We start from the raw sequence: 13,580 nt of genomic DNA on the forward strand, positions 1-13,580 counted from the left end.
TAGTGTTTAGAGAAGGAATCACGGTATCGATTGAGACAGAGAAAGCCCTCGACGCTCTCGACTCCCGCGTTCCGAAAGACTCGCGCCGCTCGTCTTTCGTCGTTCCGCTCATGGTATTCGCGGAACACTCGCTGCGCTCCTCGCTCCCTCCGGTCGCTGTGGTGCTTACGTCGCCGGGGTTCGCCGAGAGCGCCTCGCCCTTTCAATCCACCAAGATTCGGCTGATTGGCCGGGAGAAACTGACTCGTTGGTCGGTGCTTATTTGAACAGCGCCCAGCCGTCCGGCCGCAGACGCCGGGCGTTTCTCGCCGTCGTAGCTGTCAGCGGGCGCGAACCAGCGGCGAGAGGTCGATAGACATTTTCACCCCCTCTGCGTATGGGTCGTATGGAGATTCTCGTCATCCGCCAGAAGATACACGGGATGGACGGCAGCGGCTACGCCGAACTGTTGGCCGAGCAGTTCCCCGAACACACGGTCCGGGAGGCCACGACCCCGGCCGAGGAACAGGAAGGGCTGCGAACCGCCGACATCGTCACAGGGTTTGAGCTCTCGCCGGAAGACCTCGAGATCGCCGAGAACCTGAAGCTGTTTGCCTGTGTCTTCGCGGGCACGGGTCATCTCGACCTGGAGGCGTTCGAGGACCACGGCGTCGCCGTCACGAACGCCTCGGGTGTTCACGGACCGAACATCTCTGAGTACATCGTCGGTGCGATGATCCACCACGCAAAGCGGTTTGGGCGAGCGCGCCGCCAGCAGGAACGCCGCGAGTGGCGCAGCTACCAGACCCGTGACCTGCACGGCTCGCGGGTCGCTATCGTCGGCATGGGAGCCATCGGGACGGCCGCCGCAGAGCGACTCGACGCCTTCGGCATGGAGACCGTCGGCGTCCGGTACACCCCCGAGAAGGGTGGGCCGACCGACGAGGTCTACGGCTTCGACGGGATTCACGAGGCCGTCGACGGCGCGGAATACGTTGTTCTCGCGTGTCCGTTGACCGATGCCACCGAAGGACTCATCGACGAGGGTGTCTTCCAGACGATGCACACCGACGCGATCTTGGTGAACATCGCCCGCGGCCCGGTCGTCGACACCGAGGCACTCGTCTCGGCACTGCGCTGGAACCGCATCGGCGGCGCGGCACTCGACGTGTTCGACCCCGAGCCCCTGCCCGAGGACAACCCGCTGTGGGCGATGGACAACGTCACCATCACGCCGCACAACTCCGGCTACTCGCCGGAGTACTTCGAGCGCCGGGGTGCGATTCTCGAACGGAACGTCGACCGACTTCTCAACGGCGACGTCGACAACCTCGAAAACAGAGTCGTCTGAGAGAGAACAGTCGACCGTTGTTTTCTGCGTCGGTATAAACGGGCCACGGAACACGGGGGGATAAAATACATCATTCCGTTCTGTGATATGCTATCTGATGACAGGTACGCAGCGACAGACGGCTCTCTCACGGCCACAGGACAGGACCGGTAACAGCCGGAACCGACAGCGGCGAGTCGGTAATCGGCGACAGGAGGGTAACACATGAGTGGAGCAGTCATACCGGCACTGGCAGCGACCGGCGGCGACGCCATCCCCGGTGCGGGCGAGGCCGGCGGCGTCGAGTTGGTGATGGCGGCGTTGCCGTTGTTGGCGACGGCCGTCCTGTTGGTCGGTCTGCTGTGGTCGGCGACGCGGGCGATGCCCGTCGCGTGGATCATCGCGCTTGTCGTCGGCTTCGTCGTCTGGGGGCTGCCGGTCGATTGGCTGGCAGCCTCCTCGTTGGTAGGCGTCATCACCGCGCTGGAGATTCTGTTCATCGTCGCCGGGGCGCTCGTCTTGCTGTATACGATGTTACAGGCGGGCGCGCTCGACCGCATCAACAAGGGATTCGCAGCGGTTTCAGCCGACCGGCGAGTCCAGATTATCCTGCTCGGATTCTTCATGGCGACGTTCATCGAGGGCGCGGCAGGCTTTGGAACGCCTGCGGCGGTCGTCGCACCGCTGTTGCTCGGGCTTGGGTTTCCGGCGCTCGCGGCGGTCATCGCGGCGCTCATCGGCCACGTCATCGCCGTCACCTATGGCGCAGTCGGGACCCCGATTATTGTTGGTATCGAGGCACCCTTTGCCGAGGGTCGCTACCCCGAGGCACTCGCAGAGGGCGGATTCGAGGTGACCGAGTTCTCCCAAGAGGTCGCAGCCTGGGCGGCGACCTACCACGCACTGGTCGGCTTCCTGATGCCGCTGATGGCGGTCGCGATGGTGACGTACTTCTTCGGCGAGGAGCGGTCGCTCGAACCGACCCGCGAGGTCGTCCCGCTCGCGCTCGTGGCCGGCGTCTCGTTTGTCGTCCCCTACTGGGTGTCGGCGTGGTTCATCACCGCCGAGTTCCCCTCGCTCATCGGCGCAATGGTCGGCGGGACCGTGACCGTCGGCCTCCTCAACGCGGGCTATCTGGTGCCCGACGACGAGTGGGAGTTCCCCGAGCGCGACCGGTGGGCCGACCACTGGGTCGGCGACATCGAACCCGGCGGCGAGGAGATGGCGCGCGACGACGACCGAGAGATGTCACTGCTGAAGGCGTGGTCGCCGTACATTATCCTCGTTGTGTTGCTGGTCGTCACGCGCGCGGTCGACCCGATTTCGGACGCAATCAGCAACGGCGACAACACCGTCTCGGTCGCCGTCGACGGCCTCGGCGAGTTCGCCTTTGGCGTCATCCTCGAATGGGACGCAATTTTGGGCTACGAGGCGCTGGGGTCGGATATCGGGCTGGTCAACGTCCCCGGATTCTGGCTGTTTCTCAGCGCAATCGCCGCCATCTTCATCTTCGGGATGTCCGGCGACGAGATTGCGGCGGCCTGGAAGGAGGCCGGACAGAAGCTCGTCGCACCCCTGATTGCGCTCGTGTTCGTCATCTCGATGGTGCAGGTAATGCTCAACGCCGGCACCTACTACGGCATCGAGGGGATGCTCAACGGGACAGCACCACCTGAAGTTCTCGCGTCCGGAGCGGCCGACATCTGGAAGAACGCAAACATGATCGAGGTGCTCGCGGTGGCGACTGCCGACACCCTCGGGAACGTCTATCCGGCGATTGCCTCGCTCGTCGGCGCGCTCGGCGCGGCGATGACCGGCTCAAACACCGTTTCGAATCTTACCTTCTCGCAGTTCCAGTTCACCGTTGCCCAGCAAATCGACGTTCCCACCCAGCTCGTCGTCGGTGCACAGGCCGTCGGCGGCGCGATGGGGAATCTGGTGGCAATCCACAACGTCGTTGCGGCGCTGGCGACCGTCGGTCTGGTCGGCCAGGAGGGGCGTATCATGCGGCTGAACCTGATTCCGCTGTTGTACTACGCCACTGGGGTGGGGCTGTTGACGATGTTATTTTCCTTTGTCATTTTCACCGGAGTCTTCTGGGCAGGCGGTGTAAGAGTTACGTGTACTGGCACCCAACCGTGAACGACTAGCAACCCCACGCATGACACAGGCAACCGCTACAGCCGACGGTTACGACCAGTTCGCGGCCGTCGCTGACGAGTATGGTATCGAGCCAAGACGAGTTCCCCCCGACGAGGTCGCCGACACCATCGACGAACTCGTCAGCCAGCCAGCAATCGGGACGGCACTCCCCTGGGACGGTGTCGCCCTTCCAGAGAGTGTCACGGCCGACCCGACTGCGGGTGACCTCCAGGCCGCAGAGACAGGCGTCACAGCGGCCTCGTTCGCTATCGCCTCGTATGGCAGTCTCGTCTTAGAGCCCGACCACGCGGGAAGCGAGCCGGTCAGTCTCTTCAACGACCTGCATATCACCGTCGTCCGCGAGGCAGACATCCTCCACGACATGGCAGCCGCGTTCGACCGACTCGGCGACGACCTTCGGGCGGAGCGCGGGTCGGCAATCATCGCAACCGGTCCCTCCGCAACCGCCGACATGGGCGCGCTCGTCCAGGGCGCACACGGCCCCAAACGCGTGGAGGTGCTCGTCGTTACATGAGCAAGTCCAAGGCCGAACACATCCGTCAGTTGATGGCGACCGAGGGCGAGTCAGTCGGCGAGAACACCCGCGGGTTCAACACGGGCCGGTACGAATCCGTCGCGAGGCTTGAGGACTACGAGGGACTGAAAGACCAGGCCCGCGCCATCAAAGAGGATGCCATCAAGCGCCTCCCCGAGCTCATCGAGGAGGTCGAGGAGACCGTCGAGGAGAACGGCGGCACCGTCTACGTGGCCGACGACGCCGCCGATGCGAACCGCTACATCCGGGAGGTCTGTGACGACGCCAACCGCCTCGTCAAGAGCAAGTCGATGACAAGCGAGGAAATCGAGGTCAACGAGGCCCTGGAGGAGTCCGACGTCGAAGTGGTCGAGACCGACCTCGGCGAGTGGGTCCTCCAGGTTGCCGAGGAGGCACCTAGCCACATCGTCGCCCCGGCAATCCACAAGTCCCGCGAGGAGATTGCCCGGCTGTTCAACGACCACTTCGACCCTGAGGAGGAGCTCGAAACCGCCGAGGAACTCACCGCATTCGCCCGCGAGCGACTGGGCGAGCTCATCGCCGGCGCGGACGTGGGACTGACCGGCGCGAACTTCGTCACCGCCGACTCCGGGACGATTGCGCTGGTCACGAGCGAGGGCAACGCCCGCAAGACGGTGACGGTTCCGGAGACACAGATTGCCGTCGCCGGCGTCGAGAAAATCGTTCCGACCGTCGAGGACCTCCGGCCGTTCGTCGAACTCATCGGCCGCTCGGGGACCGGCCAGGACATCACGAGCTACGTTTCGCTGTTGACGCCGCCGCTTTCCTCGCCGACGGTCGACTTCGACGACCCCGAAACGCCGCTGGCCGACGACGGGAGCGACCGGGACTTCCACCTCGTGCTCATCGACAACGGCCGGCTGTCGATGCGCGAGGACGAGGACCTCCGGGAGACGCTGTACTGCATCAGGTGTTCGGCCTGTGCAAACACGTGTGCGAACTTCCAGTCGGTCGGCGGCCACGCCTTCGGCGGGGAGACCTACTCCGGCGGCATCGCGACGGGGTGGGAGGCCGGCGTCCACGGCCTCGATTCGGCCGCCGAGTTCAACGACCTCTGTACCGGCTGTTCGCGCTGTGTCCCGGCCTGTCCGGTGGGAATCGATATCCCGTGGATAAACACGGTCGTCCGCGACCGCATCAACAGCGGCGAAGACGTTCCCCAGGACGTGCTCGTCGACGGCCTCACGCCGGACGCCGAGACCGACGGGCCGGGAATCCAGAAGCGGCTGTTCGGCAACGTTGAGACGCTGGCGAAAGTTGGGAGCGCCTTTGCGCCGCTGTCGAACTGGGTCGCAAACGCCGGGCCCGCCTCGGCGGTTCTCGAACGGGTCGCCGGCGTCGCGAGCGAGCGGACGTTTCCGGCCTTCCAGCGGACCACCCTCGTCGAGTGGATGGACGAGCGCGAGGCCGTGCCGCCGCTGGACCCGGATCGGAAGGTGGTGCTGTATCCAGACCTGTATACCAACTACATGCTCGTCGAGCGCGGGAAAGCCGCCGTCAGGGCGCTCGAAGCACTCGGCGTCGAGGTGCTCGTCCCCGAGGCTCCGGGGTCGGGGCGTGCTCCCCTCTCACAAGGGATGATAGACACCGCCCGCAAACAGGCCGAGGGTGTCGCCGAGGCACTCGACCCCTACCTCGAAGCGGGGTACGACGTGGTCGTCGTCGAGCCCAGTGATGTGGCGATGTTTCGGTCGGACTACGAGCGACTGCTGCCGGAATCCGAGGCCGAGCGCCTGAGCGAGGCCAGCTACGAGATACTCGAATACGTCTACGGGCTGCTCTCGAACGGGGCCGAGGCCGACGAACTGGCGACTGCCGACGGCGAGGCGGTCGCTTACCACAGCCACTGCCAACAGCGCACGCTCGGGCTCGAACCGTACAGCGTCGAGGTGATGGAGGCGTGTGGCTACGAGGTGACGACAACAGACGCAGAGTGCTGTGGGATGGCGGGCTCCTTTGGCTACAAGGAGCAGTACTACGAACTGTCGATAGACGTCGGCGAGTCGATGGCCACAGAACTCGAGGCGGCGGATGCCGACCACGTCGTCGCCAGCGGCACCTCCTGTACAGACCAGATAGGCGACCTCCGTGACGAGGAGCCCGAACACGTCATCGAACTGCTCGCGCCACCCCAGAGAACACGACGATGAGCGACACACAACAACCAGACGACGAGAGTACAGAGCTACCCGCCGGCCCCCACGCGGCGTCGCGGAGCAACTACGACTACGCCAGCGATGACGTGGAGGACCCTGCGCTGTTTGCCGCCCTGGACGCCCGCGTGGAGGGCGAGGTTCGGTTCGACAGCTACACGCGAACCCTCTATGCCACCGACGCGAGCGCCTACCAGCAGCTCCCAATCGGTGTCGTCGCCCCGACCTCGACGGCCGACGTACAGGCGGTAATGGAGTACTGCGCGAGTGAGGGAATCCCGGTGCTTCCACGCGGCGGCGGGACGAGTCTCGCCGGCCAGGCGGTCAACGAGGCTGTGGTGCTCGATTTCAAAAAGGAGATGAACGCTGTCCTCGACGTGAATCCGGACGAGCAGACGGTCCGGGCACAGCCCGGGGTGACCCTCTCCCGGCTGAACGACCGCCTTGAGGACCACGGCCTGAAGTACGCCCCCGACCCTGCGTGGGGCGACAAGAGCGTCCTCGGGGGCTGTATTGGCAACAACTCCACGGGCGCACACTCGCTGAAATACGAGAAGGCAGACGGCTACATCGAGTCCGTCGAGGCGGTGCTCGCAGACGGTACCGTGACCGAACTCGGCTGGGTCGACCTCAAAGCCCTCCACGACCGGGCCGACGCCGTCCGGGACGAGGCCGACGACCTCGCGGCTGTGACCGATATCGAGGACCGGGTCTACGTCGAAGTCTCACGAATCCTCCGCGAAGAACGTGAGGAAATCGAGGACAGGTACCCCGACCTCACGCGGAACGTCTCGGGGTACAATCTGGACAAACTCGTCGCGGACGCCGAGGCACACGGCGCGGTGAACCTCGGCAGACTACTCGCCGGCAGCGAGGGGACGCTGGCGGTCGTCACCGAGGCCACAGTTTCCCTGGAGCCGGTTCCCGAGACGAAGGCGGCCGTGCTGTTGACCTACGACGACGTGCTCGACGCGGTCGGCGACGTGGCCCCTATCCTGGAGCACAACCCCGCGGCCGTCGAGGTGATGGACGACGTCTTCCTGGAGTTGGCGGCCGAACGCCCCGAGTTCGCGCCGGTCGTCGACCTCCTTCCAGAGGGGACAGACTCGACGCTACTGGTGGAGTTTTACGCCGGCTCGCCCGACCACGGCAGACAGCAGGTCGCAGACCTGCTCGCCGACCGCCTGCCCGATGCCGACGTGCCTGTCGAGCCGAGCGAACAGAGAGCAGCGACCGATGTCCAAATTCGCGCCGTCGATGCCCTCGAAGCCTACGACGCCGACAGGCGGGCGAAGTTCTGGAAGATGCGCAAGGCCGGGCTCCCCATCTTGCTCTCGCGGACCGACGACGACAAACACTGGCCCTTCGTCGAGGATACGGCGATTCCGGCCGAGAACCTCGAAGACTACGTCGCCGACCTCCAGGCCCTGTTCGAGGAACACGACACCTTCTCGTCGTACTACGCCCACGCCGGGCCGGGCGTACTTCACGTCCGCCCACTTCTGAACCTCAAAACCGAGGACGGCATCGAGACGATGACGGCAATCTCCGACGGCGTGACCGACCTCGTCATCGAGTACGGCGGCTCGGTCTCGGGCGAACACGGCGACGGCCGGGCGCGCACGAAGTACAACCGCAAGCTGTACGGCGACCAACTCTGGGAGGCCTTCGAGCAACTGAAGACGGCCTTCGACCCCGAGTGGCGGCTCAACCCCGGCAGCGTCTGTGGCGAGTTCGACCCTGCCGAGAACCTCCGATTCGACCCCGAGTACGGCTTTGACGCCGACTTTGAGCCGGCGATGGAGTGGGACAATGAGAACGGCTTCCAGGGAATGGTCGAACTCTGTCACGGCTGTGGCGGCTGTACCGGCCACCAGGAGACCACCGGCGGCGTGATGTGTCCGACATACCGTGCCGACAACGAGGAGATTCTCTCGACACGAGGCCGAGCGAACGCCTTGCGTCGGGCGATGAGCGGCGACCTGCCCGAGGACCCGACCGACGACGAGTTCGTCGAAGAGGTGCTCGACCTCTGTATCGGCTGCAAGGGCTGTCGGGTGGACTGCCCAAGCGGCGTCGACATGGCGAAACTCAAAGCCGAGGTGAAACACGCCCACCACCAGGAGGAAGGGATTCCACTCCGGGACCGCCTGTTTGCGAACGTCGAACGTCTCTACGCGCTGGGGAGTGCGTTCGCGCCGCTGTCGAACTGGGCGACGAGCCTGCCGGGGTCGGGTCTCGTCGCCGAGAAACTGCTCGGTATCGCCCGCGAGCGCGACCTGCCGACCTTCGAGCGCGAGACCCTCCAGGACTGGGCGAACGCCCGCACGCCGGCGGTGTCGGCGACAGAGGCTGACCGGAAAGCGCTGGTCATCGCCGACCCCTACACCAACTACACACAGCCCGAGGTCGGGAGGGCAGCCGTTCGGGCGCTCGAAGCCGCCGGCATCCACGTCGAGGTTCCCGACGATGTGACCGACAGCGGCCGACCCGCTCACTCGAAGAGCATGCTGGAGGTGGCCCGCGACACCGCCCGCGAGAACGTCGACGCACTCGCGCCGCGAATCCGTGAGGGGTGGGATGTCGTGACCGTCGAACCCTCGGATGCGGTGATGTATCAACTGGACTATCTGGACATGCTCGCCGGTGAGGACGCCGAGGCAGTCGCTGCGAACACCTACGGCGTCATGGAGTACATCGACACCTACCGACTCGACGACGGGCTCTCGGCCGACGCCGACGGAACCGTTACCTACCACGGCCACTGCCAGCAGAAAGCGACGACCAAAGACCATCACGCCGAGAACGTTCTCGACCGGGCAGGGTACGGCGTCGACGCGCTGGATTCGACCTGCTGTGGGATGGCCGGCTCCTTTGGCTACGAGGCCGAACACTACTCGATGAGCCAGGCAATCGCCGATATTCTCTTCGATCAGGTGGACGACTCCCCCGGCGAGACGGTTGTCGCGCCGGGAACCTCCTGTCGAACCCAACTACACGACCACGAGGCGGTCGACGGCAAGCCCCCGCACCCAATCGAAGTCTTCGAATCAGCAATCGACAGACCGTGATTCGCAACCGCGAAGAGCTCGCGCGAACCCCGACAGCGGGCGTCGCAGTCGACGCGCTGGCGGCGGGCATCGAGGCCGCCCACCCAGAGACAGTCGTCGCCGACTGCGTCTCCCTCGATGGTGACACGCTCTCGGTGGCCGGCAATACCTACGACCTCGGCGCATTCGAGCGAGTACTGGTCGTTGGCGGCGGCAAGCCCGCGGGCGCGGTCGCCGCTGCACTCGAAACCGTCCTGGGCGACCGCATCGACGACGGCGCGGTCGTAACATCCGCGCCAGTCGAAACGGAGACCATCGCGGTCCACGAGGGAACCCATCCCCTTCCATCGGAGCAAAACATCCGCGGGACCGAGGCAGTTCTCGGCCTCGCCGCCGAAGCGGGTCCCGACGACCTGGTGCTGGCTGTCATTACCGGCGGCGCGAGCGCGCTCCTGACTGCACCCGTCCCAGGCGTCTCCGTCGAGGACCTCCGTGCCGTGACCGAACAACTCCTTGACGGCGGCGCGTCGATAGATGACCTCAACGCGGTCAGAAAACACCTCTCCCAGGTCAAGGGCGGCCGACTCGCCCGAAAGCTCGCGCCGGCGAGGACCGTCGGCGTCGTCTTCAGTGACGTGGTCGGGAACCCGTTGGCGGTGATTGCAAGCGGGCCAACAGCGCCCGACAGGACGACCTACGGCGACGCCATCGGGGTGTTAGAGCGGTACGACGTCGACGCACCCGGCGTGAGAGCGGTACTGGAAGGCGGCGTCGCAGGCGAGCGCCCCGAGACGCCCGGCCCGGAGGAGGAGGTCTTCGACGAGGTGACGAACCTCGTTCTCGCTGACAACCGGACGGCGGTTGATGCGGCGGCACAGGTCTGTGAAGCGGCGGGCTACGAGCCGCTGGTGCTCTCGACGCGAATCGAAGGAGAGGCACAACAAGCGGGCCGAACCCACGCCGCCATCGCGCAGGAATCGCTCGACAACGGCGACCCGGCCGAGCCGCCGGTCGCGCTGCTGTCGGGTGGTGAGACGACAGTGACTGTCACCGGCGACGGCCAGGGCGGGCCGAACCAGGAGTTCGCACTCGCCGCGGGCTGTGCGCTCGAAAGCGCGAGCGTCGTCGTCGGGAGCGTCGACACCGACGGCATCGACGGGGCGAGCGAGGCCGCCGGCGCGCTTGTGGATTCAAGCGTCGGCGGGGCCGGGGCACTGGCCGCACTCGAACGAAACGACGCGGAGACGTTTCTGGCCGGGAGGAGCCGTCTCGTCGAGACAGGGCCCACCGGAACAAACGTGAACGACCTGCGGGTGGTGCTCGTCGGAACGCCAGAAAAATAGGACGGTCAGCCGGGCGTTACTCGAAGGGGTGTTCGAGGACCACGGACTGGTCGCGACCGGGGCCGACACCGACCGCGTAGATGGGGGTGTCAAGTTCCTCGCTGATGTACGAGAGGTACTCGCGGGCGTTTTCGGGCAGGGCGTCGTACCCCTCGGCGGCGACGGCATCCCAGTCGGTCTCGTCCCAGCCGTCGAACGTGCGATAGTTTGGCTCGCAGTCGCCCCAGCGTTCGGTTGTCGCGGGGACAGAATCTCGCTGTTCGCCGTCGAGCGTGTAGGAGTGGCCGACTTTTACCTCGTCCAGTCCTGCCAGGGTATCGATGTGGTTGACCGCGAGGCCGGTGAAGCCGCTGGCCCGGGTCGCGTGGCGCAACACGGGCATATCCAGCCACCCGACGCGACGGGGACGGCCGGTCACGGTGCCGTACTCGCCGCCTGCCTCGCGGATGCGTGTTGCCAGTTCCTCCTCGCGTTCGCCAGCGTCGCCCTCGTAGCCAGGGGTATCGCCTTCGACGCCGGCGAGTTCGGTCGGCATCGGGCCGCTGCCCACCCGTGAGAGGTAGGCTTTGACGATACCGACGATTTCGCCGTCGCCGACGACACCGGGACCGAGTCCGGTGCCCGTCGCCGCGCCGCCCGCGGTCGGATTCGACGAGGTGACATACGGGAAGTTGCCGTGGTCGATATCTATCATCGTCCCCTGTGCCCCCTCGAAGACGACGTTCTCGCCGTCGTCGAGACGGTCCCGGAGGTGTTCGCCTGCCTCGATGAGCATCCCCTCGCTGTCGAGTCGCTCGCCGTACTCGCTGAACTCCTCAACGAGCGCGTCGACGTCGAAGTTCTCCTCGTCGACGGCGACGCCGAAGATGTCCTCGGCGACGGCCCGCTTCTGTGGCACCACGTACTCGAGGCGCTCGCGGAGCACTTCGCGGTTGGTCAGGTCGCCGACGCGAATCCCGCGTCGAGCGGCCTTGTCCTCGTAGGTCGGCCCGATACCGCGGCCGGTCGTGCCGACCTCCTGGTCGGAGTCGCTTTTGGCTTCTTCCTCGATACCGTCGAGAACGCGGTGATAGGGGAAGATAACGTGTGCGCGCCGAGCAACCCGGACGTCAGGGTCGAGCCCACGGTCGCGGAGCATCTCGATTTCGTCGAACAGCGTGCGCGGATTGACGACACAGCCGTTACCGAGGACGCCGGTCTTGCCGCGGACGACGCCACTTGGAACGAGCGAGAGTTTGTACTCCTCGCCCTCGTAGACGACGGTGTGTCCAGCGTTGTCACCGCCCTGATACCGGGCGACGACATCGGCGGGCTCGCCGAACAGGTCGACGATACCGCCCTTGCCTTCGTCTCCGAGCTGTGCGCCGACGATTGTTACGGTCATCAGGGCCACATTTCGGCCACCAGGCTAAACAGATTACGGTCCTGTGCCGTACGAACCCTTGACCCGGAAAGAACCCAACATGTTGGGTAAAATCCGAAACGAAGCGAGCGCGAGTATAAAGTATGAGACGAGAAGACAAAGGTACAATCGAGACTGCCCCGGGATTGGCGACGACAGAAATCGCTCGCGCCTCGGCGTGTGCCAGCATTTGGAGTGAGGGTCGCCACCGATGAACAGTAGCTCTTTGACAGCGTTTGGCGGACAACAGTCCGGAGAGAGACACCCACTCGCACCGGTGGTGGTGTCGGCGGTGACCGTCCTGACCCTGACCGTGGCGTTCGGTCTCCTGGCGCTCGGTATCGAGCACTTCTGGGTGGTGTTCGTCGTCGGGTTTGGCGGTGTGCTTCCGACGGCGGTCGGTGCCCTGGCGTCGCTCGAAGCGCGTGACACGGACGAGCGTAACCAAACGCGCGAGGCGGCGAGTGCAGACGAGGAGGCGCTGGCAACACTTCGGACCCGATACGCACGGGGCGAACTCACCGACGAGGAGTTCGAGCATCGCGTCGAGCAGTTGCTCGAAGCCCCCAATACTACAGGTAACGGCCACGAACGGAGAGAGTCAGAAACACGCCGGGCCGAGCGTGGACGAGTCGAGCAGTCGGCGGCTCGCGGTAAACGTTGATGATGCTGTCGCCCCTACAGGACGTATGGACAGAAACGCCGTTCGCGAGGCGTGGGACGCTGTGTCGAAAACATACGCAACCCAACGCGATCCGGACGGGTCAGACGCGGCCCTGTTAGACGAGCTTCGCGAGGAGTGTCCGCCGGACCCGACGATACTCGATATTGGCTGCGGGGACGGCGCGCGGACACTCGCGAATCTCCCCGACGGAAGTCTCGGCGTCGACTTCGCCAGAGAGGGGCTGGACCTGGCACGCGAGACGGTGCCCGAGGCGGCGCTGGTCCAGGCCGACATGTGCTCGTTGCCCATCGCCGAGGGGGTCGCCGATGCGGTGACGGCCTACCACGCCGTCTTCCACGTCGCGCGAACTGACCACCCGACAGTATACCACGAGTTCGCTCGCGTTCTGAAACCGGGCGGCACGTTGCTGATGACCCTCCCTGGCGGGCGGTTCGAGACGGTACGCCGCGGGTGGATGGGCGGCGAGATGTTCTTCTCCTCACCCGGCCGAGAGCGGACCCTCGAGTACCTGGCCGATGCTGGTTTCGAGAACGTCCGGACCAGGACCGTCACCGACCCGCTGGGGAGCAACAGCGAGTTCGTCTTTGCCGATCTCCGCTAGGTCTGTGCGTCTATCCAGGCCAAGTACTCCTCTGGGGCGTCGATTTCGCTGTAGGTGACACCGGGCAGGTCGTCTTCGGAGAGTGCGTGGACGAGGTCGCAGATGGCATCGACGTGTGCGTCGGTGGTGAACGCGAGAACGGTCCAGTACCGGCGCTCGTGAACGGTTCCCTCCCACCGGTAGTGGCTCGTTCCCGAGACGATACGGGTTCCGGCTGCAAGTCGCTCCTCGACGAGTGTCCGTGACAGCTCGGCCGCGGCCGCTTCGGTTGGTAACCCGACACTGACTGCGAGGTATGACATATCGGTGGAACGTCGG

At 65.4% G+C, this 13,580-nt stretch carries 10 protein-coding genes; 8 read left to right on the top strand and 2 right to left on the bottom strand.

What is annotated here, in order from left to right; genetic code table 11:
• Positions 1-376: 376 nt before the first annotated feature.
• The 6 genes from OSC37_RS08335 to OSC37_RS08360 all read left to right on the top strand — a co-directional run bounded on the left by OSC37_RS08335 (position 377) and on the right by OSC37_RS08360 (position 10,574).
• Entirely contained in the window at positions 377-1,330 is a 954-nt protein-coding gene (locus OSC37_RS08335; protein ID WP_368409559.1) for a D-2-hydroxyacid dehydrogenase, read from the top strand.
• Positions 1,331-1,621: 291 nt separating this feature from the next.
• Positions 1,622-3,451: an L-lactate permease gene (locus OSC37_RS08340; protein ID WP_368409575.1), complete on the top strand. Its 1,830-nt coding sequence runs from the start codon at positions 1,622-1,624 to the stop codon at positions 3,449-3,451.
• A 19-nt stretch (positions 3,452-3,470) separates the two neighbouring features.
• Positions 3,471-3,986 carry an LUD domain-containing protein gene (locus OSC37_RS08345; RefSeq protein ID WP_267164124.1) on the top strand — a complete coding sequence of 172 codons (516 nt, stop codon included), beginning with the start codon at positions 3,471-3,473 and terminating at the stop codon, positions 3,984-3,986.
• Complete coding sequence (locus OSC37_RS08350) at positions 3,983-6,178, top strand: LUD domain-containing protein (RefSeq protein WP_267164125.1); 2,196 nt, start codon at positions 3,983-3,985, stop codon at positions 6,176-6,178. The genes OSC37_RS08345 and OSC37_RS08350 overlap by 4 nt, the downstream gene beginning before the upstream one ends.
• Positions 6,175-9,252: an FAD-binding and (Fe-S)-binding domain-containing protein gene (locus OSC37_RS08355; RefSeq protein ID WP_267164126.1), complete on the top strand. Its 3,078-nt coding sequence runs from the start codon at positions 6,175-6,177 to the stop codon at positions 9,250-9,252. Before OSC37_RS08350 ends, OSC37_RS08355 begins: the two co-directional genes overlap by 4 nt.
• On the top strand, positions 9,249-10,574 hold the full coding sequence (locus tag OSC37_RS08360; RefSeq protein WP_267164127.1) for a glycerate kinase type-2 family protein: 1,326 nt from the start codon (positions 9,249-9,251) through the stop codon (positions 10,572-10,574). Before OSC37_RS08355 ends, OSC37_RS08360 begins: the two co-directional genes overlap by 4 nt.
• A 16-nt stretch (positions 10,575-10,590) precedes the next feature.
• Here OSC37_RS08360 and OSC37_RS08365 read toward each other — a convergent pair whose 3' ends face one another.
• Positions 10,591-11,958, bottom strand: coding sequence for an adenylosuccinate synthase (locus tag OSC37_RS08365; RefSeq protein ID WP_267164128.1), 1,368 nt, complete (start codon positions 11,956-11,958; stop codon positions 10,591-10,593).
• A gap of 229 nt (positions 11,959-12,187) precedes the next feature.
• Here OSC37_RS08365 and OSC37_RS08370 point away from each other — a divergent pair, with 229 nt between their 5' ends.
• A complete protein-coding gene (locus OSC37_RS08370) occupies positions 12,188-12,640 on the top strand; it encodes an SHOCT domain-containing protein (RefSeq protein ID WP_267164129.1) in 453 nt (150 codons plus the stop codon).
• A gap of 25 nt (positions 12,641-12,665) precedes the next feature.
• Positions 12,666-13,262 carry a class I SAM-dependent methyltransferase gene (locus OSC37_RS08375; protein ID WP_267164130.1) on the top strand — a complete coding sequence of 199 codons (597 nt, stop codon included), beginning with the start codon at positions 12,666-12,668 and terminating at the stop codon, positions 13,260-13,262.
• On the opposite strand, the gene cutA is transcribed toward OSC37_RS08375, so the two are convergent.
• Entirely contained in the window at positions 13,259-13,564 is a 306-nt protein-coding gene (gene cutA / locus OSC37_RS08380) for a divalent-cation tolerance protein CutA (protein ID WP_267164131.1), read from the bottom strand. The two genes, OSC37_RS08375 and cutA, sit on opposite strands and share 4 nt — an antisense overlap.
• Positions 13,565-13,580 lie beyond the last annotated feature (16 nt).

This window comes from Halovenus salina (assembly GCF_026410925.1).
Classification (GTDB): domain Archaea; phylum Halobacteriota; class Halobacteria; order Halobacteriales; family Haloarculaceae; genus Halovenus; species Halovenus salina.

Coding starts and splice junctions, on each gene's coding strand:
- OSC37_RS08335 (WP_368409559.1), top strand. CDS start 377: ATGGGTCGTATGGAGATTCTCGTCATCCGCCAGAAGATACACGGGATG.
- OSC37_RS08340 (WP_368409575.1), top strand. CDS start 1,622: ATGGCGGCGTTGCCGTTGTTGGCGACGGCCGTCCTGTTGGTCGGTCTG.
- OSC37_RS08345 (WP_267164124.1), top strand. CDS start 3,471: ATGACACAGGCAACCGCTACAGCCGACGGTTACGACCAGTTCGCGGCC.
- OSC37_RS08350 (WP_267164125.1), top strand. CDS start 3,983: ATGAGCAAGTCCAAGGCCGAACACATCCGTCAGTTGATGGCGACCGAG.
- OSC37_RS08355 (WP_267164126.1), top strand. CDS start 6,175: ATGAGCGACACACAACAACCAGACGACGAGAGTACAGAGCTACCCGCC.
- OSC37_RS08365 (WP_267164128.1), bottom strand. CDS start 11,958: ATGACCGTAACAATCGTCGGCGCACAGCTCGGAGACGAAGGCAAGGGC.
- OSC37_RS08370 (WP_267164129.1), top strand. CDS start 12,188: ATGAACAGTAGCTCTTTGACAGCGTTTGGCGGACAACAGTCCGGAGAG.
- OSC37_RS08375 (WP_267164130.1), top strand. CDS start 12,666: ATGGACAGAAACGCCGTTCGCGAGGCGTGGGACGCTGTGTCGAAAACA.
- cutA (WP_267164131.1), bottom strand. CDS start 13,564: ATGTCATACCTCGCAGTCAGTGTCGGGTTACCAACCGAAGCGGCCGCG.